This window comes from Nocardiopsis eucommiae (assembly GCF_965344335.1).
In the GTDB taxonomy this organism is placed as follows: domain Bacteria; phylum Actinomycetota; class Actinomycetes; order Streptosporangiales; family Streptosporangiaceae; genus Nocardiopsis; species Nocardiopsis eucommiae.
Window position 1 is genome coordinate 1 of sequence record NZ_CBDRIY010000015.1, and the last position, 26,200, is coordinate 26,200.

Below are 26,200 nucleotides of genomic sequence, written 5' to 3' on the forward strand. Positions count from 1 at the left end.
GCCCGCCCTCGTGTCCCTTCCTGAGAAAGCAGTACCTTGAGCGAGACCACGGCCCAAGCACGGCCCCGACTCCCGGTGCCGCCGCGCGCGGCCCGGTTCTTCGTTCTGCTGGCGGTGTTCATCTGCGCCGCCTGCGGCCTGGTGTACGAGCTGGCCCTCGTCGCCATCGGCAGTTACCTGCTCGGTGACACCATCACCCAGGCCTCCGTGGTCCTGTCCGTGATGGTGTTCGCCATGGGTGTGGGTTCCCTGCTCTCCAAGCGGTACCAGTCCCGTCCGGCGCTGTCGTTCGCCGTGGTGGAGGGGCTGCTGTCCCTGGTCGGCGGCCTGTCGGTCCTGTTGCTGTACGGGTCCTTCGCCTGGCTGTCGGCCTCCGCCTACCAGCCCACCCTGGTGCTCCTGGCGTTCGTGATCGGCACGCTGATCGGTATCGAGATCCCGCTGCTGATGACGCTGATCCAGCGCATCCGCAAGCAGGAGGCCTCCGAGGCGGTGGCCGACCTGTTCGCCGCCGACTACGTGGGCGGTCTGATCGGTGGTCTGGCCTTCCCCTTCCTGCTGCTCCCGCTGCTGGGGCTACCGAAGGGCGCCCTGATGGTGGGTGTGCTGAACGCGGTGATCGGCGTGGCCGTGGTGCTGTGGCTCTTCCGTACGGACCTGACCCGGCTCGCCTACGTGGGGCTGACCGTCGGGCTGACGTTCATCGTGGCGGTCCTGGGTCTGGCCTACTACTTCGCGGAGAACTTCGAGGTGGACGCCCGCCAGGCCATGTACCGCGACCCGATCGCGCACGCGGAGCGCAGCGAGTACCAGGAGATCGTGCTCACCCAGTCCCTGGACGGCCGAGACGTGCGCATGTTCCTCAACGGCGACCTCCAGTTCTCCACGCTGGACGAGTACCGGTACCACGAGTCGTTGATCCACCCGGCGATGGACGGGCCCCGCGAGGACGTGCTGGTCCTCGGCGGCGGCGACGGCCTGGCCATCCGGGAGCTCCTGCGCTACGACGACGTCGAGTCGGTGACCCTGGTGGACCTGGACCCGGCCGTGATCGAGCTGGCCTCGACGGAGCCCGTGATCCGTGACCTCAACGACGACTCCTTCCAGGATCCGCGCGTGAGGGTGGTCAACGCGGACGCCTTCCAGTGGCTGCGCGACAACCGGGACCACTTCGACGTGGTGATCGCTGACCTGCCGGACGGCACGGACGTGGGCACCTCGAAGCTGTACACGATCGAGTTCTACGCGCTGTTGGAGCAGGCCCTGGACCCGGAGGGCCGCGTGGTCGTGCAGGCCGGTTCACCGTTCTTCGCGCCGGACGCCTACTGGAGCGTGGGGCACTCGCTGGAGGAGGCCGGGCTCGCGGTCACTCCGTACAACGTGGACGTGCCGACCTTCGGGAACTGGGGCTTCTACCTGGGGGTGTCCGACGCCGAGTCGGGCGGCGCCCCCGAGCTGGGCCTGCCGGAGGACCCCCCCGAGCTGCGCTTCCTGGACGAGGACCTGCTGAGCGCGGCGCTGGTCTTCCCCATCGACCGCAGGGAGGCCGAGGTGGAGTCCTCGACGATGATGCATCCGAGGATCATCGGTTACCACCAGGACCGGCAGGCCTGGCGCGGCTACTGACCGTCGCGGGCAACCCCCTTTTCCTTCCCTTGAACCCTCCGACGAAACTCCCTCCACAAGAACCGAAAATCTGTAGCGGTGAAGGTAGACATGCGTTCTGCTCGCTGCTAGTTTTTCTGCCACAGCCACTGAGAAACACGGCTGGACCACCGGATACTCAGGTGGAGAGCAGGTCGGCTCGACGGCGCGCACGTGCTTCAAGGCGTCGGGGGCCGGTAGGAGGAACGCTGTAGGGCTCGACCGGCGCACGGTTGTGCGGCGTCGGGAGCCGGTAGGACGCAGTCGAAAGCAGTGCACGAAGTGAGAACGAGAGGAGTAGGTGCCATCAGGATCGCCCGAGCCGGGAGAGGTTCCGCTCGGGTACCGCAGGCCCCGATTCGGAAGAAGGTGGTCCACGGTCACACAACAGCGATCCCCGCGATCCCGATTCAGCTCGACCTCGGGAAGCGGAAGACCGGCAGCGTCCGGTAGGTGGTATTGAACTCTCGGGCCCCAGCGCCGTACGGCGCTGGGGCCCTCGACGTGCGTACAGGAGAAGAAGGACACCCACTTGCCCCGTCCCGAGACCGGTCACCGGTTCGACGATGACGACTACCCCGCCTACACGGTGGGCGCCGCGGCGGAGATGGTCGGCGCCACGCCGTCCTTCCTGCGCGCCCTCGGTCAGGCCAGGCTGATCGAGCCGCTGCGTTCCGAGGGCGGCCACCGCCGCTACTCCAGGTACCAGCTCAAGCTCGCCGCACGCGCTCGCGAACTTGTCGACGAGGGCACGCCGATCGAGTCCGCCTGCCGCATCATCATCCTGGAGGACCAACTGGAGGAGGCCCTGCGCATCAACGAGGAGCTGCGCGCCGCCGACCCGCCCAGCTGAACGCGGCCGTACCCGTCGGCTTCGTAGCGGACCCCCGTCCGACAGGGACCGGGGTCCTTCCCGTTCCTCGGGATCCCCGAGCCCGCGCCGCACCCGGTGACGGGGGACGAGCGGGACGACGACAGAATCGAGGGGTGGCCCCGGCCTCCGCCCTGGACGGGAGCGGAGGGACACCGGTACCGGCGCGGCCACGGCAGGACGGGGCAGAACGAGCCCCGACGTCATCCCCCACAAGGAGCCCCAGGTGATCCAAGCCGAGTTCCACACACGGGACATCCCCCCGGCGGAGCGACTCGGGTACTGGCAGGAGTGCGTGGCGAGGACGCACGCCCCCCTGGTGCTCAGCAGCGACGAGCCCGACACCTTCCAGGCCCACCAGAGGCTCCTGGACCTGAACGGGGTCCTGCTCTGGCCCAGCGTCTTCCGACCCGTGGTCTTCACCAGGACACGACCCCTCATCCGGGGCTCGGACCCGGAGAACCTCCACCTGACCCTGATCTTCCGCGGTCGGCTGGACGGCGGTTTCGGCCGCACGTCGATCGACGTCGGAGCGAACGAGATCAGTGTCATCGACTCGTCCACCCCCTTCTCCATCCGCGCGTGCGGTGGACACGTGGAGCAGCACGGGATCGGCTTGGAGGTCCCCAGGGCACGGCTGCCGCTCCCCTCGAAGCTGTTGGGCCGGATCGCCGGAGCGAAGTTCTCCGCCTCCTCCGGCTACGGGGCGCTGACGAAGAGCTTTCTCAGCACGCTGGCGAACGACCCGACTCTCCACGGTCCCAGCGATGTCGACCGCCTCTCCACGGTCCTGTGCGACCTGCTCTCCGGGATGTTCGCCCAGTCGCTGGAAGCCGAGGACCTGCTGCCGCCGGAGACGCGGAGACAGACTCTCCTCCTCAGAATCAAGCGCTTCATCGACCAGCGGCTGGGCGATCCGGATCTGACCCCCTTCGCGGTGGCCTCCGCCCACCACGTCTCGGTCCGGTACCTGCACCGGATCTTCCAGGAGCAGGGCGACACCGTCACCGCGTGGATACGCGAGCGGCGACTGGCCCGGGCCCGCCACGACCTGGGAGACGAGACCCTGGCGCACGTTCCCGTCTACCTGATCGCGCGCAAGTGGGGGTTCTCCAGCGCCGCGGTGTTCAGCCGGACCTTCCGCGACGTCTACGGCGTCTCCCCCAGGGACGTGCGTCCCGGACGCACCAGCGGGTGAGACCGTGCACCGGGCCGGGACGCCGGTGGATTCCTTGACCTGGTGCGCACGGTTTCTTGACCTTCGTCGACACGGTCCCGCGAGGTGCCTAGCGTCAGCGATGACCGATGTTCCCCGACCGGAAGGCCGCTCATGCGCCGACACACCTCCCCCCGTGCCCTCACCGCTGGTCTCTCGAAGATCGGCGTGCTCGCCGCCGCACTGGCCATCCCCCTGACCCTCATGGGAGCGCCCGCCGCGGGCGCCTCGACCCCGGCGCCCGCCCAGGCGTCCAGTGTCGCCCCGCAGCAGGTGGAAGCTGCGGCCTCGTTGACCGCGACCAACTGGTACAACGAGGGGATCAGTCGGTACGTCACGGTCCGCAACACCTACTCCAGCGCCAGGTGCTTCCGTGTGGACGTCCCGTTCCGGGCCGACCCCATGTTCAAGATCGCTGGCAACTCGACCAAGAGCTTCAACTACGGGGGGACCGCCTACTTCAAGGGCCGGGGCATCTACCAGGAATCCTGCTGAGTGCGCCCTGGCACCGAGCGACGGGTTCCAGCGGTGATGCCGTGACCGAATTCTCTCGCCACGGCTGATCGACGGGCGACGCCCAAGCGATCCGTGGAGCGACGGCCCACACCACCCGGCCGGGTTCACACCTGGGGAGGACGGACCCCACTCCACCCGGCCGGGAACCGGTGGGCATCGTCGAAACACGGCCGCTGGGGCGGCTCCCGTCGATACGGCCCCGACTCACGAACCCCCGCGGCCACGGGTCGCGGGGGTTCCTTCCTGCCTCCGACTCCCGCGGTGACGCTCGCCGTGAGGCATGGGGCGAGCGAGCCGGGACCGAGGTGTGTCGGTTTTTGTCCGGCCGGCCTGGTACAAGGGAGCGACCCACACGACACGACCGTGAAGAGACCCCCTGATGTGCCCCACCCTGCCCCCACCGCCCGAGGACGAGATCGAGCACGTGCCCGGCGCCCTGCTGGTCCGTGGCGACTGCGACGACCCCGCATGGAACGACGTGCTCGTCCGTATGGGCGAACTGCCCGGCATGGTCGCCCCCGCCCCCGGGCAGCCCCTTCCCCGGGCGCAGGGGCCCATCCCCCGGCGCCTGCTCGTGGCCCAGGGCCCCGACTGGCGGGGCGTCGTTCCCGAGGAGGTGTCCCAGACCCTGGACGGCGAGAGCGCCTGGCGTCCCGACCTGGTCCTGATCGCCGACGCCGGCACCACCCGCGATCCCGAGTTGCGCCCGCTCACGGCCTTCCTTCCCAGCGATGACGACCTCTTCCGTTTCCGTGTCACGCCCCGCCAGGCGGCCATGACCTACCTGGTCGTGCACCGCCCCAGCATCGAGGACACCCTGGATCACCACAAGGACGGCGGCTCCGCCGAGGTCGAACTCGATCCCGGTGACTCCTACGAGGACTGGTTGGACGGCGCCGACGTGATGGGCGATGTCCTGGAGACCGCTGACTCTCCGCCCCTCTACCAGCCCCCCGCCGCGCCCCTGCCCGTGATCACCCAGAACAACTGGGGGCTGCTCGTGCGCACCGACTTCGGCGACGACCGCGCCTGGGCCGCGCTCGCGGAGGACGCGGACCGTCTCGACCCCCGGATCGAGACCTCCGAGGACTACAGCCCCTACGTGCAGGTCGTGGACGACCCGGCCTTCGCGGGGGCCACACCGGAACAGGTGATGGCAATCGTCCGATCCAACGAGGACGAAGAAGAGGAGACGGGCGAGGAGGTGGTGGTGATCGCCGACCGAGCCTCCATGAGCGGATCCGACCCCACCGTCCTGGTCGTGCCCTTGGCGGACAACGTCGGCTGGTCCTTCCGTCTGTCCGTGGACAAGGTGCGGAGCATGGCGGCCAACCTCTTCGTCGGCAACAACGACATCTCGGACTGGATGAATCAGGGCTCGCAGGACGGGCCGGCGGCCATGACGGAGAAGGAGAGGAAGTCCTGGCGGGGCTGGTGACCGGGCTGGCAACACCTGTCGCGGGATCCGGCGACCCTTCCGGTCGTGTGCGCTCGGTGCGGGGAGCCTCCGATACCGCCAGCTCCGAGGGTCGGACCTCACAGGTGAGCCGGTGACCGGACACCGCCTGGCCGCCTCCACGAAGCGGACGACGGCGACTCGCGACCGCTCCGGCCCGGGTGGCTCCCCCACGACCGCACGTGAACGGCGCCCGTACCGGGGGTACGGGCGCCGTTCACGTCTGACACCGCGCGACCTGGAACCTTGGGCCAGTGGGCGGCCACGCGGTGAGTCCCGAGGAGGTGGGAGGGCCGCGCGAGGGATCCGGCCACCAGCGCCGACCCCCTGCGGCCCGATGCCCATCCTCGCCCGGGCGACGCGGGCGGCACACACGCCACGCCGTCCGCATCGCCCCACATGGCAACCCTTGGCGCGAACTTACCGATCCTTGCCGGAAAGGCCCGGTATCCGGCTCGGTGTACGCGCGTGCCCGGATCACCACCGGTCACCGTCCGTCGCCCGGTTTCCCGGTCAGCTGTCGAAGCCCATGCCCACGGAGTCCAGGCCGCGCAGCCACAGGTTGCGCCGTCCCCCGTCGCGGTCGGCGGCGGCCGTCGCCCGCAGCGTGAGTTCGATGCCCAGCGAGCGGACCGGCTCGGGCGGGAACGGGAGCGGCTTCTCCCGGACCATCCGCAGCCGTGTGCGCTCGGTGTCCAGCCCGTCGAGCCGGTCCAGCACCACCTGCGCGCCGAACCGGGTGGCGCCCACACCCAGGCCCGTGTACCCGGCGGCGTAGGCGAGCCGCCCGCCGTAGGCCTCACCGAAGAACACCGAGAAGCGGCTGCACGTGTCGATCACCCCGCCCCACGTGTGCCCGAACCGGATGCCGCGCAACTGCGGGAAGGTCTCCAGGAAGTGTTCGGCCAGCTTCTGGAAGGTCTCCGGCCTCTGGTCGTACTCGGGCCGCACCCTCCCGGAGTGGTTGACCACGTCGTAGCCGCCCCAGAGGACGCGGTCGTCCGCGGTGAGCCGGTAGTAGTGGAAGAGGTTCGCGGAATCGGAGACCCCCTGGCGCCCCTCCCACCCGATCGCCGCCCGCTGCTCGCCGGTGAGGGGCTCGGTCATGAGCGCGTAGTCGTAGACCGGCGCGAGGTAGTGCCGGAGTCGACGCAGCGGACCGGGGAACGCCCCGCCGCACCAGGCCACCTTGGGCGCGTGCACGCTTCCGGTCCGGGTCTCCAGGCGCAGCCCCGCGGGAACGGAGCCGATGGCGCGCACCGGGCTGTTCTCGAAGAACCGCACCCCCAGCCCCTCGCAGGCGGCGCGTAGCCCCCACGCGAGCTTGGCGGGGTGCAGCATCGCCACTCCATCCGGATCGTGGAGCGCCCCCGCGTAGGTGGGAGAGTCGATGTGCCGCCGCGTCTCCTCAGCGTCCCACACGTGCGCGGTGCCCCCGTGGGCCCGCACCGTCTCGGCGGCCTCCTCGAACCCCTCGGCCTGCCAGGGCGCGGTGGCCACGAGGGTCTCCCCCGTGCGCTCGAACTCGCAGTCGATGCCGTACCGCCGGACGGTCTCCTCGATGGCGTCGAGGTTGGCCCTGCCCTGGCGTTCGAGTTCGTCGATCTCCTCGGGCCAGCGCTCGGCACCGTTCTCGTACCCGTGGGTCAGGCTGGCGGCGCAGAACCCGCCGTTGCGCCCCGACGCGGCCCAGCCGGTGGAGCGGGCCTCCACCACGACCACGTCGCGGTCGGGGTCGCGCTCCTTGGCGACCAGCGCCGCCCACAGTCCTCCGTACCCGGCGCCGACCACGGCCAGATCGGTGTGCACGTCCCCGACCAGCGTCGGGGCGGGTTCGGGAACCTCGTGCCCGGGAACCTCCGGGTCCAGCCAGAAGACCCGGGGGCGAGCGCCCTCCAGGGCCCGTGCCGCCGCGTCGCGCGTGGTGTCGGCCAAGGCTCTCACTCTCTCGTCGTTCGTCCGGTCCCGGGGATCGGCGGCCGGTCCCTCCAGCATGGGGGGTCCCCGCGGGTTCGCTCGGTGGCGCGACAGTGGGGCGGGGCGCGTCAGGGACCGATGTAGCTCATGACGTGCTTGACCCGGGTGTACTCCTCGAACGAGTACGTGGAGAGGTCCTTGCCGTAACCGGAGTGCTTGAACCCGCCGTGCGGCATCTCCGCGATGATGGGGATGTGGGTGTTGATCCACACGCAGCCGAAGTCGAGGCGGCGCGAGACCCGCAGCGCGCGGGCGTGGTCGCGGGTCCACACGCTGGAAGCCAGACCGTACTCCACGGCGTTGGCCCAGCTCACGGCGGTGTCCTCGTCAGTGAAACGCTGGACCGTGAGCACGGGGCCGAAGATCTCGTCGGTGACCAGTTCGTCGCCCTGGCGCAGCCCGGAGACGACCGTGGGTGCGTGGAAGAACCCCTGTTCGCCCACCCGTGAGCCGCCGGTGAGGATCTCGGCGTGGTCGGGGGTGCGCTCCAGGAAACCGGTGACCCGGGCCAGCTGGTCGGCGTTGTTGAGCGGGCCGTAGGCGGCGTCCGCGTGGTCGGGTCCGGCGGTGACGGTGCCGCGCGCCTGCTCGGTGAGGGCGGCGGCGAGGTCGTCGTGGATGCCGGGGGCCGCCAGGACACGCGTGGCGGCGGTGCAGTCCTGGCCCGCGTTGAAGAACCCGGCCTCCGCGATGCCTTCGGCGGCGCGTTCGACGTCGGCGTCGTCGAAGACGATCACCGGGGCCTTGCCGCCGAGTTCGAGGTGGAGGCGTTTGAGGTCGCGCGAACCGGCCCGGGCGACCTCCATCCCGGCCCGGGTGGAGCCGGTGAGGGAGATCAGCGCGGGGATCGGGTGGTCCACGAGGGCGCGCCCGGTGTCGCGGTCACCGCAGACCACGTTGAACACCCCGGCGGGCAGGAACTCGGCGGCGATCTCCGCGAGCAGGAGCGTGGAGACCGGGGTGGTGTCCGAGGGTTTGAGCACGATCGTGTTCCCGGCCGCCAGGGCCGGGCCGATCTTCCAGGCCGCCATGGCCATCGGGTAGTTCCACGGGGTGATCTGGCCGACCACGCCGAGGGGTTCGCGGCGGATCCAGGAGGTGTGGTCGCGCAGGTACTCGCCCGCGGCGCGGCCCTCCAGGTTGCGGGTGGCCCCGGCGAAGAACCGCAGGGCGTCCAGGACCTGCCCGATCTCCTCGGTGCGGGTGAGAGCCACGGGCTTGCCGCAGTTGCGGACCTCGGCGGCGACGAGGTCGTCGGCGCGGGCCTCGACGGCGTCCGCGAACCGGTTGAGCGCGATCTGCCGTTCGGCCGGGGTCCAGTCACGCCAGCCGTCCTCGAAGGCACGGTGCGCGGCCCGGAAGGCGGCGTCCACGTCCTCGGGCCCGGAGACCGGCGCGGTGGCGAAGACCCGTCCCGTGGCGGGGTCGACGAGTTCGCTGCGGCGGCCCTCGGCGGTGTCGGCGTGTGCGCCGTTCACGAAGTTGCGCAGGTGGTCGGTTGCGGGCCCTCGGGTCACGCTGACTCCCCGGGTTCGGCGCCGCGGATGCGCGGCTGCGTGTGGACTGGCACGCCACACTGCCACCCCCGCGAGGCGACTTCAAGGAATCTCCATGGATTCGGTTGTCGAGTGTGAGCGACTCGACGGAATACCTGACAGAGCCGGGATGATCCGACTGTTTCTGTTGACGGGGGCACGAGAACCGGAGACCCCCGGTGGCGCCGCCGGTCCGGGATCCCAGCAGGAGGCTCAAGGCCGCGACGCCGGACCTCTCACCCCCGGCCGGTCAGAGGGGGTCTGACTGGAGCGCGGTCGGGTTCCCCGGTGGCCACACCTGGTCACGAGCACGGGACGTTTTCCGCCGAACCCGGGGTGTAACCGTGGGCGGGACGGCGCATGAGTCAGGTAGTGATCCCCTCTCCCCACGGAAGGCTCCCGCCATGCACCCCCAGGCCCCACCACTCACCTTCCGCAAGTCCTCCTACAGCAACACCGCGCGGGAGTGTGTCGAGGTCGCGCACTTCCGGAGGGCCACGCACGGCGTTTCCGGTGACCACCGCGCCGAGCTCGCGGACCCGCCCAGCGGCGCCGCCGTGCGTGACACCCGGAACAGGGCGCTCAGCACCCTGGCCTTCTCCTCCGCCGAATGGGCCGCGTTCCTCCGCCTCGCCTGACCCGAGGGCTCGGAAGGGGAACCTCCGCCCCCGCGAAGGTTCCCTCCCCGTTCTCGGAAAGGCCTCGTCGCACGACCAGGTCTCCGGCTCTGGAATTGCTCAGAGAGCTCCGACCCCCTCCTTCGTCTCGCGAGGGGAGACGCCGTAGAAGTCTCGGTACGCGCGGCTGAACACCGCGGGGCTGGAGAACCCCCATTTCTGGGAGACCCGGTAGATCAGCACGGAACCCAGGTCCGGATTCATCAGGTCACGGCGCGCCCCCGCCAATCGCTGCTCGCGAATCCAGGCGTTGACCGTCACACCTCTGGCGCGGAAGATGCGATGCAGGTACGACGTCGAGATGCTGTTGGCCTGGGCCACCACCTGTGGAGTCAGCCGTGCGTCACCCAGTCGGGATCTGATGAATTCCTCGACACGAAGCGCGAGAAGGTTCTCACGAGTTTCGTGGGACAGCCCATCATCCGCCTCAAGCGACTGGGAGAAGAGGCCGGAGATGAGATCACGTGTAACGGCAGCGAGGCGCTGGCCATCGTGGGGACCGTAGCAGGACGCGTCTTTGGAGAGCTGCGAGACGAACCCGAGAAGGAGTGCACCGTACCCCTTCCGCGCGGTCATCTTCCTTCCGATGAGCTCGTCCATTTCATCGACGGGAAGGTCGAGCGCCGCTTTGGGTATCTCGATGCCGATACCCACCTGTTTGGAGAGGCCCCAGGCCGACCGGATCCGGAAGGGCCGGGAGGTGTCCACGACGCTGATCTCCTGCCTTCGGACATCACTCGCCTTCCCCTGTGAGTCCACTTCGAGTCGGCCGCTTCGCACCAGACTGAGGTGGTAGCACTCCGGATCGGAGGCGCGGATCTGCTTGGCGGAGCGCTCGAAGACGACGGGCTGAAAGACCGTGGGCCACACGAGGATTCCATCCAGCATCATCAGATGCTGCCGACCCAGGAAATCCTCGGTGTGGTCGCTGGTGATGGAGATGGGCGCGTGTGTCTTCTCGATCGCTTCCCGCCAGCAGTCGAAGCGATCTTCCGGGGTGACGTCGGTGGTATCGAATCTGCTCTCGATCATCATCGCCCCTTCGACCCGCGCCCGCGCCCGGCCTATTCTAGGCCGGGCCGACCATGGTCACCAGTGCTGTTCGACTGCCACGGTTTCGAGGTTGGTCACCGATCCACGGTCGATCCGCCGCCCGCCAGCCTCTCCGCGCCGGGGAGAGCACCCGCTCTTCAGGCGTTCTCCCCGGAACGCGGAGAGGGATCGAACTCCTGCCTCAGGTCCTTCCTTTTCGCGAACAAGGCGGTCCTTCCCGTCCTTCGGAAATGCCGACTGACCTTCGTCTCATCCGAAATGAGTCGGGATCAGGAGTTCCCTGATTCTGACAAGAAGGCCCTGGCGAGATCAATGACGTGGAATGAACAGCGCTTGACTCAGAGTGGACTCGGCACACCGGGGCTCGAGGCCCCTCCCCATCGTCGCCGCCCCCAACCCCCTCCCTCTCCCGTCGGAGCTGGGGCGCTCCCGCGTCTCGCCCGAGCCAGACAACGAGAGAGGGAACCCTCGCCCCCGCGAAGGTTCCCTCTTCGACTCTCCTGGACCGAGCCCTGGTCGGTCCTACTTCGAGCGGCGGGCGACGGCGTAGCCGTACTGGACGGGCCAGCGGGACTCGGCGCCCAGTTCCTCGGCCGCGCGGTGGGCCCAGTAGGGCTCGCGCAGGAGCTGGCGCCCCAGGAACACGGCGTCGGCGCGGCCCGAGGCCACGATCGCCTCCGCCTGCGCGGGCTCCAGGATCAGACCGACCGCCGCGGTGGGCAGGCCGGTCTCCTGGCGCACCCGCTCCGCGAAGGGCACCTGGTAGTCGGGAGCGGCGGGAATGGGCGCGTCGTGGACCATGCCGCCGGTGGACACGTCGAGCAGGTCGACGCCCCGGGTCTGGAGTTCCTTGGCCAGGCGCACCGTGTCCTCGACGGTCCATCCTTCGCGCGTGTCCTCGGTGTTCTCGGAGATCCAGTCCGTCGCGGAGGTACGGAACAGCACGGGCAGGTGTTCGGGCCAGACCGCCCGCACGGCCTCGACGACCTCCAGCGGGAACCGCATCCGGTTCTCGAGGGTGCCCCCGTAGACGTCGGTGCGGCGGTTGGCCGCCGGGGAGAGGAACGAGTTGAGCAGGTAGCCGTGGGCTCCGTGCACCTCCACGACCTCGAACCCGGCGGCGAGGGAGCGCTCGGCCGCCGTGGCGAAGTCGCGCACGAGCTGGCCGATCTCCTCGACGGTGAGCTCCGTGGGAGCGGGGTGGTCGTGGAACGGTTCGGCGCTGGGCCCGACCGTGGCCCATCCGCCGTCGGCGGGGGCCACGGGACGGTTGCCGAGCCAGGGCTTGTCGACGGAGGCCTTGCGACCGGCGTGTGCGAGCTGGATGGCGGGCACCGAGCCGTGGGCGCGGACGGCGGCGGTGATCCGCGCGAACGCCTCCTGTTGCCGGTCGTTCCACAGACCCAGGTCCCAGGGGCTGATCCGCCCCTCCGGGCGCACGGCGGTCGCCTCGACCATGACCAGCCCGAGGCCGCCCGCCGCACGGTCGGCCAGGTGAGCCAGGTGGAAGTCGGTCGGCACCCCGGCCTCGGGGCCCTCGGACCGTGCGGAGTACATGCACATGGGGGACATCCACGCGCGGTTGGGGATCTCCAGTCCTCGCAGCTTCAGCGGGGTGAACAGGGTGCTCACAGGCGTTCCTTCGCATAGGCGCTCTCGGGTGTCGGCGGCGACCGACCTTTGTACGGTACAAGTCGTACTACGCCGCTTGTCAAACTACGACGGTGTTCGTACATTGAGACACGAGCCGAACGGAAGGGGGTCGGAATCATGGCCAGGGCCGCCCGCGCCGCCCAGGGGCGACAGTTGGAGCACCCGGGGACCGACCAGATCCGCCTGGAGGACGTGCTCAGCGCGCTGTCCGACCCGATCCGGCTCCGCATCGTCCACGACCTGTCCCAGGGCCACGACGACATGGCCTGCATCGCCTTCGAGCTCCCGGTGAGCAAGTCCACCTCGACCCACCACTTCCGGGTCCTGCGCGAGTCCGGCGTCATCCGCCAGCACTACGAGGGCACCTCCCGCATGAGTCGCCTGCGTACCGACGACCTGGAGGAGCGTTTCCCCGGCCTGCTGTCGGCCGTGCTCCTCGCTCGGAGCATGGACGCGACGGTGCCCGGCCGAACCGTCTGATCGGTGACCCGCCGGGACGACGCTCGGGGCTCAGGCGTGACCCGTGTCGGGCGGGCGACTCACGGCCTCACCGTCCGCCCAGGTGGTCAGGCCGTGGCGATAGGCGTAGACAGCCGCCTGCACCCGGCTCTCCACCCCCAACTTGGTGAGGATCCGGGCCACGTGAACCTTGGCCGTGCCGAGGGTGATCCCCAGCTCCCCCGCGATCCGGGCGTTGCTGTGCCCCCGGGCCACCAGCACCAGCACCTCCCGTTCACGGGTTGTCAGGTCCTCCAGCAACCTTGGAGGCGTGCGCGGCGAGGTCCTGGCGAACCGGTCCACCAGTCGCGGAGTCACCTTGGGATCGATCACCCCCTGCCCGGACGCCGCCGCCCGCACCGCCTCCACGTAGAGCTCCGGGTCGCTCTCCTTGAGCAGGAATCCCACCGCCCCCGCCTGGAGCGCCCCGAACAGGTACTCGTCGGTGTCGAAGGTGGTCAGCATGACCGTCGGCGGCGCGGGCGAGAGCTTCGACAGCTCCCGGGCCGCCGCGACTCCGTCCGTTCCGGGCATGCGGATGTCGGTGAGCACGACGTCCGGCCCCAGGAGCCGCGCCATCGACACCAGCTCCCGACCGTTCGCGGCCGCCCCCACCACGTCCACGTCCTCGACCGGGCCGAACAGCAGCCGCAACCCCTCGCGTGCGGCTGGCTGGTCGTCCGCGACCAACAAGCGGATCATCGCTCCCCCGCCCCCGCCCCCGGCTCCGCGTCCCGTCCGTTCCCCGCCGCCCCGACTCCAGCCACCGCCCGCGGGCGTGCGCCCTCCACGGGAATCACGGCCCGCACCCGCCAGCCCAGCCCCGGCCGCTCTCCCGCCTCCAGGACGCCGCCCAGCTCCTCGGCGCGATGTCGCATCCCTGCCAGACCGTTCCCTCCGGGCTCCTCAGCCCCGGCGCCCACCGGCCCGCGCCCTCCGTCGTCCTCCACCGTGACCGTGAGTGCGGCCGCCGTCCGCGTCAGGCGCACCCGGACCCGTCGTGCCGACGAGTGCCGCAGCACGTTGCCCAGGGACTCCTGGACGATCCTGTACACGTCCGCCCCGGCCCTCCCGGAGAGGCCGTCCCCGGCTCCCTCCGGTATGACCAGATCCACCAGCACCCCCGTCCCCTCCAACACCGCCGTCAGGGACGGAAGGTCGGCGATCCCGGCCCCCGGCACCGCCCCGGTCAGCCTGTCCTCGCGCAACGCCTCCAACAGTTCGCGCACCTCCCGCACCGCGCGGCCGGACAGCTCCGCGACCGACCCGAGCACGGCGACCGCCTCCGGATCCCGGCCCTCCAGCGCCTGGCGACCACCCACCGCCAGCAGGCGAATCGCGCTCAGGTGGTGTCCGGCGACGTCGTGCACCTCACGGACCAGCCGCTCCCGCTCACGCAGCCGTTCACGCTCGAAGGAGTCGCGTACGGCGCGCCGGAGGCCCTCGGCGCGGTCGACCCGCAGCCGCCACACGTACCCGGCCAGGAGGGGTACGAAGGCGGGCAGTGTCCACAGGACGAAGTCCAGCCCGGCACCGACCACGGTCACGGCGGGATCAGAGGGGTCCCCCGACCATGCGACCAACGTGTTGGTTCCGGGGAAGACGACCACCTGGTAGGCGAACCACCACACGACCGACGCCACGGCCAGCAGCGGCACCGTACCGGGACGCCGGTGTGCGGCCGACCCGACGGCGACCACGGCCGCGAGGAGTGAACCGTCGTAGCCCACGGCCGCGTACGCGAGGAACACGAGCACGCCGGTGACCAGCGCGACGGTCACCGGAAACCGCCGCCGCAGCACCAACGGCGCGCAGGCGACCAGCACGACGGCGCACGGTACCCACCCCGTCTCGGCGTCGGGGTCGACCGGGGGTATCCGTACCGCCAGCAGTCCCACCAGTAACGCCAACATCGTGTCGCGCACCGGGGCGGGCAGCCATCGCCACCGCCACCGAGCGACCGCCTCGCCCACCCTCGCCGCGTTCATCCGACCATGGTGGAGCACGGCGCGGCGGGACCACGTCCGCCGAAAGGCATACGGGAAGGGACCGGGCTCCTATGCCCTTCGGCGGATGCCGTGGCGACCCCCTCCTCGGAACCATGCGCTCATGGACACCAACACCAGACCACGCGGATCAGGGCGACTGCCGCTCCTGGACGTTCTGCGCGGGATCGCCATCCTCGGCACACTCGGCATGAACATCTGGCTCTTCGGCCACCCTGGATCGGTTGACTACGGACCCGTCGCCGAGGGCCTGCGTACCCTGTTCCTCAGCGGCAAGTTCTACGCGATGCTCACCCTGCTGTTCGGCGTGGGCCTGGCCATCCAGTACCGGGCCGCGAAGGAGGGCGGCCGGTCCTGGCCGGGCACACAGCCCTCGCGGGCCCTCCTCCTGCTCGTGGAAGGAGCCCTGCACGTCGTCCTCCTCTTCGCTTGGGACGTTCTCATGGGCTACGCGGTGACGGCGCTGGTGGTCGTCTACCTCCTGGGCCTGTCCGAACGGACGCGCACCGTGGTGATGTGGACGGCCCTGGGCCTGCACCTCGCCTTCGTCGCAGGGGTGACAGCGGCCATGAGCCTGCTCCTCCCCGTCGAACGCGACCCCCGGCTGACCCCGGAACAGATCGAGTGGGACCGGCTGTACCGCGAGGGGAGCTACTCGGAGCAGGTCCTGGACCGGGCGACGAGCTTCCTCCTCACCCGCACGGAGATCGTCATCGCCCTACCCATGACGGTGTTCCTCTTCCTGCTGGGGGTGCGCCTGTACCGTGCCGGAGCGTTCGGGGACGACCCGCTCGGCCGCACCCTCCGGTACCGGATGGCGGTCTGGGGCCTGGGGCTGGGCCTGCCCCTCAACGCGCTGGCCGCCGCCTTCCCCGGGGACCTCGGCATGGCCGGGCGCAACGCCTTCGCCATGGTGCTGATGCTGGGGTACGTGGGGGTGGTGGGAATGGTGATGGACCGGGTACGGCGCCCCGGGCACGTGACGGCCTCACTGACCGCCGTGGGCAGGACCGCGCTGAGCTGCTACCTCCTCCAGAACCTGCTGGCCTCACTGATCTTCTACTCATGGGGGCTCGGCATGGGTCACCTGGCCGAGCACGCGGGCTGGATGGTGGCCGCCTGGGCGGTGATCAGTCTGGTGCTGGTGGTGGGGGCGCGCCTGTGGCTCTCGCGGTTCCCACGAGGGCCGATGGAGACGTTCCAGGCGCGGATCCTGGCGCTGGTGCCCGAGCGGAGACCCGTCTCCGGGCCGTCCGCGGTCGAGGAGGGGCGTCCGGAGGCGCGCGGGTGACGTGGAGCGGAACCGTGTCAGAGGGCCGGGGGAGCCCCGGCCTCCACCCCTCGGTTCGGGTACCGGTGGCGCCGGTGATTGCATTCCGTGGTCGCGGAGTCCAGGCTCACTGGTGAGTGACCGCAGTTCACCGCCACATCGCTTCGAGGGTGGGAGTCCCTGCCATGTCCCGTGTGAGGGTCCACAACTTCTCCGTCTCCGTCGACGGGTTCGCCACCGGTGAGGGGCAGGGTCTCGACACCCCGTTCGGCCACGCCGGTTCGCGGCTCCACCAGTGGTTCTTCCCGACCAGGACCTTCCAACGGATGCAGGGCAACCCGGGCGGAAGCACCGGCGTCGACGACGCCATCGCCGGGACCTGGGCCGTCGGCATCGGAGCGGAGATCATGGGCCGCAACAAGTTCGGGGCCCAGCGCGGCCCCTGGGAGGACGACGACTGGGAGGGCTGGTGGGGACCGAACCCGCCCTTCCACACACCGGTCTTCGTTCTGACCCACCACCCCCGCCCCTCGCTGGAGATGGAGGGCGGCACCACCTTCCACTTCATCGACGCCACACCACGGGACGCGCTCCGGCAGGCACGCGAGGCCGCGGGCGACCTGGACGTGCGCATCGGCGGCGGACCGACCACGGTCCGCGAGTTCCTCGCCGCGGACCTCGTCGATCACCTGCACGTCGCCGTCGTCCCGATCGTCCTGGGCCGCGGCGAGCGCCTGTGGGACGGGCTCGAAGGGCTGGAGGGGCGGTTCGAGACCGAGTCCGTGACCAGCCCCAGCGGGGTCACGCACATGACCTTCACCCGGCCGTAGCGACCGCCCGCCCCGCCGACGGCTCCGATCCGGTGAGGGCGGACGCGGCACGGCCGCCGGACCGCCCCGGGCGGGGACCGGAGCCGGGCGCACCGCTCCCGGGCCCCGCCCTCCGTCCCGGGGCGGCTCACCGCCGCCGGTACACGGCCAGGGTCCAGGGCACGAACACCACCACCAGCACCAGCGCGCACACCAGGGTCCACACCACCGAGGAGGTCACCCCGGTCCCCGCCATGAGGTCGCGCACCGCACGCGCCAGGTGCGCGACCGGGTTGACCTCGACCACCACCCGCAGCCAGTCGGGCAGGGTCCGGGCCGGAACGAACACGTCGCCCAGGAACGCCAACGGGAACAGCAGTGTGCTGGCCGCCGTCACCGACGACGCGGAACGCGCCACCAACCCCACCAGCAACCAGACCCACGTCAGGCACACGGCGAAGAGCACCAGCAGCGCCACCGCCGCCACCGTTCCCCCCACCCCGCCCTGGGGCCGGTACCCCAGCAGCAGACCGGCGCCCAGCACGCTCGCCGCCGCCAACACGTACCGCACCACGTCACCCGCCAGCGATCCCACCAGAGGGGCCGGGCGCCAGACCACCAACGTGCGCAGTCGGTCGAACACCCCCCGCTCGATGTCGGTGTTGAGCCGCACACCCCCGGCCGCGGTGCACAGCACGACGCTCATCACCATCATCCCCGGCAGTAGGAACGACAGGTAGGTGTCGGTGGAACCGGAGATCGCCCCGCCCAGCAGGTAGGTGAACATCACCATCATCAGCACGGGAAAGATGGTCACGTCGATGAGCTGGACGGGTTCCCGCCGCAGGTGGGACAGGGCCCGGCCGCCCAGCAGGGCAACGGAGCGCACCGCCGTGGGCCGTGCGGGCGCCGGACGCGCCATCAGTTCTCCAAGAGCCTCGGTGCGGTCCATGCGTTCCTCCCCGGTGTTCGGTGTGTACTCGGTCGCCTCGGCGTTCACGCGGCCTCCCCGTTCTCCGTCAGGGACAGGAACACCTCGTCCAGCTCGGGCGGCTGCACACCGAAGGAGCCCACACGCACCCCGGCCCGGGCCAGGGCGTCCAGGACCCGGGCGCCGGAGCGGGCGACCGGATCCTCCCCGGCCAGGGTCGCGGTGAGGGTGTCCCCGTCGCGGAGCTCGGGGTGGACGGCGTGCTCGGCCAGCACCCGTCGGGCCGTGTCGAGGTGGCCGCGCTCCTCCAGTCGCAGCCGCAGGCGGGGCCGTCCGTGGTCGGCGCGCAGCCGGGCGGGGGTGCCCTCGGCCAGGACACGGCCCCGACCGATGACCGCGACCCGGTCGGCCAGCTGGTCGGCCTCGGCCAGGTACTGGGTGGTCATCAGCACCGTGGTGCCCTGCTCGGCCAGGGAGCGCACCATGCGCCAGACCTGGTCGCGGCTGCGCGGGTCGAGTCCGGTGGTGGGCTCGTCCAGGAACAGCAGCCGGGGCGAGCCGAGCAGGCTCGCGGCGATGTCGAGCCGACGCCGCATACCGCCGGAGTAGGTGCGCACCGCCCGGCCCGCGGCCTCCGTCAGGTCGAACACCTCCAGCAGGCGTTCGACACGGTCACGGGCCACCACCCGGCGGTGTCCGCTCAGGCGGGCCAGCAGGGTCAGGCCGGTGCGGCCGTCCACCTCCTCGTCCAGTCCGCTCTCCTGTCCGGTGACGCCGATCAGGGTGCGCACCCGCCGGGCCTGGGCCACCACGTCCAGGCCGAGCACCCGCGCGGTGCCGCCGGTGGGTGTCAGGTGGGTGGTGAGCATGCGCACGGTGGTGGTCTTGCCCGCACCGTTGGGGCCGAGCAGCCCGAAGACGGTACCGGCCCGGACCCGCAGGTCCAGGCCCTCGACCGCCGTGGTGGTCCCGAAGGCTCGGGTCAGGCCCTGGGTCTCGATGGCCCAGGGGGGAGCAGTGACGCTCATGGTGTCCTCGCTTTCGCGCAGCACGAGCCGCGCCTCGGCCCCATGTGGCCGAGACGGGGTGTGCCGCTGGTGTGGTGGTGGAGTGTGCCGGTGGTGGGGCGGGGGCGGGCGCGCGGTACGCGCCGGGGTCAGGCGGGCCCGGCGCCGTCGAGGAAGAGCTCGACCAGCACGCGCGCGCCCGGTTCGGTGCCGCTCAGGTCCACCGCCCGGGCCAGGTGCAGGAAGGCGTTGCACAGCAGGGCCGGGTCCCGGTCGGCCAGTGCGCCGGCGGCCACCGCGCCGCGCAGGTACTCGGTGAGCGGGTCCAGGAGCGCGGAGACGTAGGCGGTGCGCAGCGTGGTGCGCACGTCCGCCTCCAACTGGTCCAGGGAGTCGAACAGGTACTGGTCGAAGGAGGTGTCGGCCCCGGTGGGGTCGGCCACCGCCTCGGTGATGACGGCCTCCAGCACGGCGGCCAGCTCGCCCTCGGTGGCCAGGGCCCGGGCCAGGGCCCTGCCTCGGCGTTCGATGAAGGCCAGCGCCACCTGCTGGTGGAGGGTCTCCTTGCCGCCGGGGAAGTGGTGGTAGAGCGTGGGTTTTCGGACTCCCACCTCACGGGCGACGGCCTCCAGGGAGGTCCCCCGGTAGCCGTGGGCGGCGAAGTGGGCGGCGTAGACGCTCATGGCGCGTTCTCTGGTGTCGGTGCTCATCGTGCTCCCCCTGGGGTGCCGTTCGGGTGCGTCGCGGTTGCCACACGACCACTCTACCTACCGGTAGGTAGAGAACGGGGCCGACGAGTCGTAACCCCCCTCACACGTGGAGAGGGGGTGGATCTCGTCCGGGGGAACCGGGCGCGCGCGTCGCCCGGGAAGGCGCGCTAACCCAGGTACTCGGCGCGCACGGCGTAGATGGCGGCCTCCGTCCGGGAATGGACCTGGAGTTTCTCCAGGATGTTCCGGACGTGGTTCTTCACGGTGTTCTCCGTGATGAAGAGGCGCTCACCGATCTCCCTGTTGTTCAACGAACGGGCCAGCAGTTTGAGCACCTCGGTCTCACGCGGGGTGAGCTCCGGAATGGCGGGGGCGGCCTTGGGCGTGCGTTCCTGCTTGGCCAGTCCGGCGAACTCGCTGATCAGCTTGATCGCCATGGAGGGGTTGATGAACGACCGCCCCTCGGCGATCGCCCGAACGGCGCGCGCGATGTCGGTGACGGCGATCTCCTTGAGCAGGTAGCCCGTGGCCCCCGCCTTGAGCGCCTCGAAGAGGTCCGCCTCGTCCTCGCTCATGGTGAGCATGACGAACTTGACCTCGGGCACGGCCGCGCGAATCCTCGGGCAGGCCTCGATCCCCGTGGAGTTGGGCATCATGACGTCCATCAGCACCACGTCGGGCCGTAGTTCGGTGGCGAGCACCACCGCCTCGTCGCCGTCGGCCGCCTCACTGACCACGTCGATGTCGGCCTCGTCGTTGAGGACCGAAACCAGCCCCCTGCGGAAGAGCGCGTGGTCGTCCACCACGAGGACCCTGATCGGGGCCGCCGGTGCCACCACCTCCTCCGAGGCGTAGTTCAGCCGAGCGGGTGACAGGGGGTGGGGACTCACCAGAACTCCTATTGCGCATAACCGAAATACCGGGTTTCCGGATCGGCTCGCTGACGGCGGTTCCGAGAATCCGGACAATGGGGGAGTTCACCAGCGAATCCTCCCTCAGCGAGGCTCTCTACACTGTCCCATAAGTGATCAGAGAACGGTATGTGCTTGGAATTCTCGGTCGTCTCCGGGCACGGACGGCGATCCCCCGCGATCGGCGGAGAACGAGGGCGACGTGCGCCTACTCTCCTCCCCCGCCCTCTCCGGCGTGCTCCAGGGCGGCCAGCGCCGTCACCGCCCCCAGCTCCCAGCAGGCCTCCCGGACGTCCGCGTCCGGACGGCCCGTGACGGCGACCGGCGGCCGGTGCCGGTGCCACCCCATGCCCTTGGCGATCGACTCCACCGCGCGGACCGCCCCGGAGGTGTCGTTGTCACCGTGGACGTACAGTGCGTACGGAAGCCCCTGCGTGTCGACCTGCACCGGGTAGTACACGGTGTCGAAGAAGTGCTTGAGGGCGCCGGACATGTAACCGATGTTGGCGGGGGTACCGAGTACCACCGCGTCGGCTTCGAGCAGGTCCGCGGCGTTCGCGGAGAGTGCTGCCTTGACCTGCACTCGTACGCCTTCGATATCGTCTGTACGGGCGCCGTCGAGCACCGCGTCCAGCAGTTCCCTGGTGGCGGGTGAGACCGTGTGGTGAACGATGAGCAGTCGTGCCATGCCCCCCACATTAGGCAGATCCCCCTGGCGTGGCCCGGTCACACGCTCCCGCTCACCGTGAGCACCGCGGAAGAAAGCCAAGGACCCCATGAATCAGCCTCCTCCCCACGGACAGGACCCCTATCAGGGTGGTCCTCCCTACGGATCGCCCTCCGGCGGTCAGCCCGCCATGGGCCCGCCCTCCGGGGGCCAGCCCGCGATGGGCCCGCCGCCCGGCGGCATGCCCCCCGGAGGGATGCCCCCCGGCGGGATGCCTCCCGGCGGACCGCCGCCCATGGGCCCGCCCCCGCCCGGCGGGATGCCCCCCGGCGGCCCGGGCGGCCCGGGCGGCCCCGGCGGCCCCTACGGCGGTGACCCCTACGGTGCCCCGGGCGGCCCCGGCTACGGCGGCGACCCCTACGGCGGCCAGTACGCGGGCGGCCAGTACGGCCCGCCCACCCCTCCTCCGTCCAAGGGCGGCGGCCCCTGGCTGTGGATCAGCCTGGGCTGCGGCGGTCTCTTCGTCATCGGTGTGGCCCTGGTCGTCCTCCTCGTCTTCTTCCTCGCCGACGACGGCGGTGACGACGGCTACGGCGGCGGGTCCTCCGGCGGCACCTCGGAGTCCGAGGAGTCCGAGGGCACCGGCGGGACCTCCGGCGACACCAGCGCCGGCCTCGGGAACGAGGAGCGCTCGAACCCGGACATGCCGGGGATCGGCGAGGAGGTCAGCCACAACGGCATGGTCTTCACGATCACGGAGATCGAGGTCGGCGCCGACGTCCCGGGGCACACTCCCTACGGCGAGTACGTCGTGGTGTACGTGAACGTCACTCCCGACGGCAACGAGGACATCGAGTTCTGGCGCGACGAGCAGCACCTCTACACCTACTCCGGCGAGGCCATCCAGGAGGACTACGTCGCGACGGAGGGCTTCGACTCGAACTTCACGATGGACGTCGACATTGCCCCGGGTGACTCCGAGGTCGTGCCGATCGTCTTCGACGTCGACAACCCCGCCGACATCTCCCACATGGGCCTGAGCGCCGAGTTCCTGGGCGGCGACGAGATCGAGGTCGACGTCACCGGCTGACCCGTTCCGGGCCGGGCGTACACCGGCCGCACCCCCTGACCCCGGACCGCGACCACGGTCCGGGCGGTACCGCCCGAGGGCGGCCGGGCACACCCGCCCGGCCGCCCTCGGGCGCGTGTGCGAAGGCATGAAAATCCACGCCCCGAGCACGGCGAAACCTGTCGCTTCCTCCGAATTGATTTCGCCGCACAAAGGACATTGGTAACCGTGGCCACGGGAGTGCGCACACTTCACCCGTTTCTTTTCCGTCGCCCGGATGTCGGACGTTGACCGGCCATTCCCCTCTTACCTAAGGTGCGACCTCTACAACGCGCCGGCCGCGTCCTTCGCCGCCCGCAGTCGGGGCGGCGCTCGAAGAGGAGCGAGGGAACCATGCCGCACACCGTCCGGGCCGCACTCGTACAGACCGAGTGGACCGGTGACGCCGAATCCATGATGGCCGCCCACGAGAAGTACGCACGTGACGCCGCCGCCCAGGGAGCGCGGGTCATCGGCTTCCAGGAGGTCTTCAACGCCCCCTACTTCTGCCAGGTGCAGGAGCCCGAACACCACCGCTGGGCCGAGCCCGTCCCCGACGGCCCCACCGTCACCCGGTTCGGCGCCCTGGCCAGGGAACTGAACATGGTCATGGTGCTGCCGGTCTTCGAGGTGGAGAAGCCCGGCTTCTACTACAACACCGCAGCCGTCATCGACGCGGACGGCACGTACCTCGGCAAGTACCGCAAGCACCACATCCCGCAGGTGAAGGGCTTCTGGGAGAAGTACTACTTCCGTCCCGGCAACCTGGGCTGGCCGGTCTTCGACACGGCGGTCGGGCGGATCGGCGTCTACATTTGCTACGACCGCCACTTCCCCGAGGGGTGGCGTGCACTCGGCCTGGCCGGGGCCCAGCTCGTCTACAACCCCTCCGCCACCAGCCGGGGCCTGTCCGCCTACCTGTGGAAGCTGGAGCAGCCCGCGGCGGCCGTGGCCAACGCGTACTTCGTGGCGGCGATCAACCGGGTCGGGGTCGAGGAGTACGGCGACAACGACTTCTACGGGAGCAGCTACTTCGTGGACCCGCGCGGCCGGTTCGTCGGGGACGTGGCCTCCGACACCGACGCGGAGCTGGTCGTGCGCGACCTCGACCTCGACCTGGTCGACGAGGTCCGCCAGCAGTGGGCGTTCTACCGGGACCGCAGACCGGACGCGTACGGACCGCTGGTGGAGGGGTAGGCCCATGACCCGAACCCTCATCAGCGGCGGCCTCGTCGTCACCGCCTCCGAGGAACTGGAGGCGGACGTCCTCGTCGAGGGCGGCAAGGTGGCCGCGCTCGCCCTGCGCGGCAGCGACCCGGCCCGCTCCTGGGCCGCCAGCGGCGCCCGGACCATCGACGCCACCGGCCACTACGTCGTCCCGGGCGGCGTGGACGGTCACACCCACATGGAGATGCCCTTCGGCGGCACCCGCTCCGCCGACACCTTCGAGACCGGCACCCGCGCCGCCGCGTGGGGCGGCACCACCACCATCGTCGACTTCGCGATCCAGCGGCCGGGCGAGTCCGTGCGCGCCGGGGTGGACGCGTGGATGGCCAAGGCGGACGGTGCCTGTGCCGTCGACTACGCCTTCCACGCGATCCTGTCCGACGTCAACGACTCCTCCCTCAAGGAGATGGACGTTCTCGTGGACGAGGGCATCACCTCGTTCAAGCTGTTCATGGCCTATCCGGGCGTGTTCTACAGCGACGACGGGCAGATCCTGCGGGCCATGCAGCGCGGCGCCGCCAACGGCGCGCTCACCATGATGCACGCGGAGAACGGCATCGCCATCGACGTCCTGGTGGAGCAGGCGCTGGCCGAGGGCCGGACCGACCCCCGGTACCACGGGGAGGTCCGGAAGGCCCTGCTGGAGTCCGAGGCCACCCACCGCGCCATCCAGCTGGCCCGGGTGGCGGGTGCGCCCCTGTACGTCGTGCACGTGTCCGCGACCGAGGCCGTGGCCGAGCTGGCGCGCGCACGGGACCTGGGCCTGAACGTGTTCGGGGAGACCTGCCCGCAGTACCTGTTCCTGTCCACGGACAACCTGGCCGAGCCGGGGTTCGAGGGCGCCAAGTACGTGTGCTCCACACCGCTGCGCCCCCGGGACCACCAGGAGCACCTGTGGCGGGCGCTGCGCACCAACGACCTGTCCGTGGTCTCCACCGACCACTGCCCGTTCTGCTTCGTCGGGCAGAAGGACCTGGGTGTGGGCGACTTCTCCCGGATCCCCAACGGCATGCCGGGAGTGGAGCACCGCATGGACCTGCTGCACCAGGCCGTGGTGGAGGGGCACATCAGCCGCCGCCGGTGGATCGAGCTGGCCTGCGCCACCCCGGCGCGCATGTTCGGGATGTACCCGAAGAAGGGCACCGTGGCCCCGGGAGCCGACGCCGACCTGGTGGTCTACGACCCCGGCGCCGAGCAGACCCTCTCGGCCGCCACCCACCACATGAACGTGGACTACTCCGCCTACGAGGGGAAGCGGGTGACGGGCCGCGCCCGCACCGTGCTCTCACGCGGTCGCGTGATCGTGGACGACGGTTCCTACCTGGGCTCGGCCGGTGACGGCTCCTACGTGCCCCGGTCCACCTGCCAGTACCTGGTCTGAGGAGGCTCACATGGACTTCGGACTCGTCCTCCAGACGGATCCGCCCGCCGACCTGCTGATCGAACGGATGGTCCGCGCCGAGGGGCACGGCTTCACCCACGGGTGGACGTTCGACTCCGCGGTGCTCTGGCAGGAACCCTTCGTCATCCACAGCCGGGTGCTGGACCGGACCGAACGGATGGTGGTCGGCCCGATGGTCACCAACCCGAGCACCCGCTCGTGGGAGGTGACGGCGTCGACGTTCGCCACCCTCAACGACATGCACGGCAACCGGACCGTCTGCGGGATCGGCCGGGGCGACTCCGCCCTGCGCGTGGCCGGACGCAAACCCGCCACGCTGGCCCAGCTCTCCGAGGCGATGACGGTGATCCGGGACCTCGCCGAGGGCCGCGAGGCCCGGATGGGCGAGACCGGGATGCGCATCCCCTGGGTGCGTGGGGGTTCCCTGCCCATGTGGATGGGCGCGTACGGTCCCAAGGCCCTCGACATGGTGGGGCGTGAGGCGGACGGCTTCATCCTCCAGCTCGCGGACCCCTACCTGACCGAGTGGATGGTGCGGGCCGTGCGGACGGCCGCCGAGGCCGCCGGGCGTGGGCCCGACGCGGTGCGGATCTGCGTGGCCGCGCCCGCCTACGTGACCGACGGGTCGGCCGAGGGACTGGCGCACGCCAGGAAGCAGTGCCGCTGGTTCGGGGGGATGGTCGGCAACCACGTCGCGGACCTCGTGGCCCGGTACGGCGACCAGTCCGACGTGGTGCCCCAGGAGCTCACCGACTACGTGAGGGCCCGCGAGGGCTACGACTACAGCCACCACGGTCGGGTGGACAACCCCGACACCGACTTCGTGCCCGACGCCATCGTGGACCGGTTCTGCCTCCTCGGGTCGGTCTCCGACCACGTGGAGAAGCTGGAGCGGCTCCGTGCCCTGGGGGTGGACCAGTTCGCGGTCTACGCCATGCACGACGACGTCGACGGGGTGATCGACACCTACGGCAGGGAGGTCGTCCCGGCGCTGTCCGGGGAACCCGTGGCCTGACCGCCCCTCCGCCCTCGTGGGCGGTCCCGGCCGGGACCGCC

The 26,200-nt window shown here is 70.6% G+C and carries 24 protein-coding genes; 13 read left to right on the forward strand and 11 right to left on the reverse strand.

Annotated features, from left to right (window positions below; genetic code table 11):
- Positions 1-36 precede the first annotated feature (36 nt).
- From ACRWK8_RS11640 to ACRWK8_RS11660, 5 genes are all read left to right on the forward strand, one after another.
- Positions 37-1,626 (forward strand): polyamine aminopropyltransferase, encoded by a 1,590-nt coding sequence (locus ACRWK8_RS11640; protein ID WP_378738436.1) that lies wholly within the window; start codon positions 37-39, stop codon positions 1,624-1,626.
- A gap of 550 nt (positions 1,627-2,176) precedes the next feature.
- The gene (locus tag ACRWK8_RS11645) at positions 2,177-2,497 is read left to right on the forward strand and encodes a MerR family transcriptional regulator (protein ID WP_378738438.1); all 321 of its coding nucleotides are present in this window, start codon (positions 2,177-2,179) and stop codon (positions 2,495-2,497) included.
- Positions 2,498-2,741: 244 nt separating this feature from the next.
- The gene (locus ACRWK8_RS11650; RefSeq protein ID WP_431870184.1) at positions 2,742-3,713 is read left to right on the forward strand and encodes a helix-turn-helix domain-containing protein; all 972 of its coding nucleotides are present in this window, start codon (positions 2,742-2,744) and stop codon (positions 3,711-3,713) included.
- A 132-nt stretch (positions 3,714-3,845) separates the two neighbouring features.
- Complete coding sequence (locus ACRWK8_RS11655) at positions 3,846-4,226, forward strand: hypothetical protein (RefSeq protein WP_431870186.1); 381 nt, start codon at positions 3,846-3,848, stop codon at positions 4,224-4,226.
- Positions 4,227-4,626: 400 nt separating this feature from the next.
- On the forward strand, positions 4,627-5,685 hold the full coding sequence (locus tag ACRWK8_RS11660; RefSeq protein ID WP_431870188.1) for a DUF6924 domain-containing protein: 1,059 nt from the start codon (positions 4,627-4,629) through the stop codon (positions 5,683-5,685).
- A 531-nt stretch (positions 5,686-6,216) separates the two neighbouring features.
- On the opposite strand, the gene ACRWK8_RS11665 is transcribed toward ACRWK8_RS11660, so the two are convergent.
- A complete protein-coding gene (locus ACRWK8_RS11665; RefSeq protein ID WP_431870190.1) occupies positions 6,217-7,638 on the reverse strand; it encodes an NAD(P)/FAD-dependent oxidoreductase in 1,422 nt (473 codons plus the stop codon).
- A 110-nt stretch (positions 7,639-7,748) separates the two neighbouring features.
- Entirely contained in the window at positions 7,749-9,197 is a 1,449-nt protein-coding gene (locus ACRWK8_RS11670) for a gamma-aminobutyraldehyde dehydrogenase (RefSeq protein ID WP_431870192.1), read from the reverse strand.
- Between the two features lie 422 nt (positions 9,198-9,619).
- Between ACRWK8_RS11670 and ACRWK8_RS11675 the strand changes: the two genes are divergently transcribed.
- A complete protein-coding gene (locus ACRWK8_RS11675) occupies positions 9,620-9,853 on the forward strand; it encodes a DUF397 domain-containing protein (RefSeq protein WP_431870194.1) in 234 nt (77 codons plus the stop codon).
- A 99-nt stretch (positions 9,854-9,952) separates the two neighbouring features.
- Here ACRWK8_RS11675 and ACRWK8_RS11680 read toward each other — a convergent pair whose 3' ends face one another.
- Both ACRWK8_RS11680 and ACRWK8_RS11685 read right to left on the reverse strand, forming a co-directional pair.
- Complete coding sequence (locus ACRWK8_RS11680; protein WP_431870196.1) at positions 9,953-10,924, reverse strand: AraC family transcriptional regulator; 972 nt, start codon at positions 10,922-10,924, stop codon at positions 9,953-9,955.
- A gap of 543 nt (positions 10,925-11,467) precedes the next feature.
- Positions 11,468-12,577, reverse strand: a complete 1,110-nt coding sequence (locus ACRWK8_RS11685; RefSeq protein ID WP_378738454.1) for an NADH:flavin oxidoreductase/NADH oxidase — start codon at positions 12,575-12,577, stop codon at positions 11,468-11,470.
- A gap of 138 nt (positions 12,578-12,715) precedes the next feature.
- Here ACRWK8_RS11685 and ACRWK8_RS11690 point away from each other — a divergent pair, with 138 nt between their 5' ends.
- A complete protein-coding gene (locus ACRWK8_RS11690) occupies positions 12,716-13,078 on the forward strand; it encodes an ArsR/SmtB family transcription factor (RefSeq protein WP_378738456.1) in 363 nt (120 codons plus the stop codon).
- A 30-nt stretch (positions 13,079-13,108) separates the two neighbouring features.
- Here ACRWK8_RS11690 and ACRWK8_RS11695 read toward each other — a convergent pair whose 3' ends face one another.
- Together ACRWK8_RS11695 and ACRWK8_RS11700 are read right to left on the reverse strand one after the other, a co-directional pair.
- Positions 13,109-13,798: a response regulator gene (locus tag ACRWK8_RS11695; RefSeq protein ID WP_378738458.1), complete on the reverse strand. Its 690-nt coding sequence runs from the start codon at positions 13,796-13,798 to the stop codon at positions 13,109-13,111.
- Entirely contained in the window at positions 13,795-15,084 is a 1,290-nt protein-coding gene (locus tag ACRWK8_RS11700; protein WP_431870200.1) for a sensor histidine kinase, read from the reverse strand. The genes ACRWK8_RS11695 and ACRWK8_RS11700 overlap by 4 nt, the downstream gene beginning before the upstream one ends.
- 121 nt (positions 15,085-15,205) lie before the next feature.
- On the opposite strand from ACRWK8_RS11700, the gene ACRWK8_RS11705 reads away from it, so the two are divergent.
- Both ACRWK8_RS11705 and ACRWK8_RS11710 read left to right on the forward strand, forming a co-directional pair.
- Positions 15,206-16,393, forward strand: coding sequence for a DUF418 domain-containing protein (locus ACRWK8_RS11705; protein ID WP_431870202.1), 1,188 nt, complete (start codon positions 15,206-15,208; stop codon positions 16,391-16,393).
- 164 nt (positions 16,394-16,557) lie between these two features.
- Positions 16,558-17,202, forward strand: coding sequence for a dihydrofolate reductase family protein (locus ACRWK8_RS11710; RefSeq protein ID WP_378738464.1), 645 nt, complete (start codon positions 16,558-16,560; stop codon positions 17,200-17,202).
- 127 nt (positions 17,203-17,329) lie between these two features.
- Here ACRWK8_RS11710 and ACRWK8_RS11715 read toward each other — a convergent pair whose 3' ends face one another.
- The 5 genes from ACRWK8_RS11715 to ACRWK8_RS11735 form a co-directional block, all read right to left on the reverse strand.
- Positions 17,330-18,181, reverse strand: coding sequence for an ABC transporter permease (locus tag ACRWK8_RS11715; protein ID WP_431870204.1), 852 nt, complete (start codon positions 18,179-18,181; stop codon positions 17,330-17,332).
- The gene (locus ACRWK8_RS11720) at positions 18,178-19,164 is read right to left on the reverse strand and encodes an ATP-binding cassette domain-containing protein (protein WP_431870206.1); all 987 of its coding nucleotides are present in this window, start codon (positions 19,162-19,164) and stop codon (positions 18,178-18,180) included. Before ACRWK8_RS11720 ends, ACRWK8_RS11715 begins: the two co-directional genes overlap by 4 nt.
- A 104-nt stretch (positions 19,165-19,268) precedes the next feature.
- Positions 19,269-19,829 (reverse strand): TetR/AcrR family transcriptional regulator, encoded by a 561-nt coding sequence (locus ACRWK8_RS11725; protein WP_378738471.1) that lies wholly within the window; start codon positions 19,827-19,829, stop codon positions 19,269-19,271.
- Between the two features lie 167 nt (positions 19,830-19,996).
- On the reverse strand, positions 19,997-20,719 hold the full coding sequence (locus tag ACRWK8_RS11730; RefSeq protein WP_378738474.1) for a response regulator: 723 nt from the start codon (positions 20,717-20,719) through the stop codon (positions 19,997-19,999).
- 229 nt (positions 20,720-20,948) lie between these two features.
- Positions 20,949-21,428: a flavodoxin family protein gene (locus ACRWK8_RS11735; protein ID WP_431870209.1), complete on the reverse strand. Its 480-nt coding sequence runs from the start codon at positions 21,426-21,428 to the stop codon at positions 20,949-20,951.
- Between the two features lie 88 nt (positions 21,429-21,516).
- On the opposite strand from ACRWK8_RS11735, the gene ACRWK8_RS11740 reads away from it, so the two are divergent.
- From ACRWK8_RS11740 to ACRWK8_RS11755, 4 genes are all read left to right on the forward strand, one after another.
- Complete coding sequence (locus ACRWK8_RS11740) at positions 21,517-22,497, forward strand: DUF4352 domain-containing protein (protein WP_431870210.1); 981 nt, start codon at positions 21,517-21,519, stop codon at positions 22,495-22,497.
- 372 nt (positions 22,498-22,869) lie between these two features.
- On the forward strand, positions 22,870-23,712 hold the full coding sequence (locus tag ACRWK8_RS11745) for a nitrilase-related carbon-nitrogen hydrolase (protein ID WP_378738481.1): 843 nt from the start codon (positions 22,870-22,872) through the stop codon (positions 23,710-23,712).
- A 4-nt stretch (positions 23,713-23,716) separates the two neighbouring features.
- On the forward strand, positions 23,717-25,123 hold the full coding sequence (gene hydA, locus ACRWK8_RS11750; RefSeq protein ID WP_431870213.1) for a dihydropyrimidinase: 1,407 nt from the start codon (positions 23,717-23,719) through the stop codon (positions 25,121-25,123).
- Between the two features lie 10 nt (positions 25,124-25,133).
- Entirely contained in the window at positions 25,134-26,159 is a 1,026-nt protein-coding gene (locus ACRWK8_RS11755; RefSeq protein WP_378738485.1) for a TIGR03842 family LLM class F420-dependent oxidoreductase, read from the forward strand.
- The last annotated feature ends 41 nt before the right edge of the window (positions 26,160-26,200 follow it).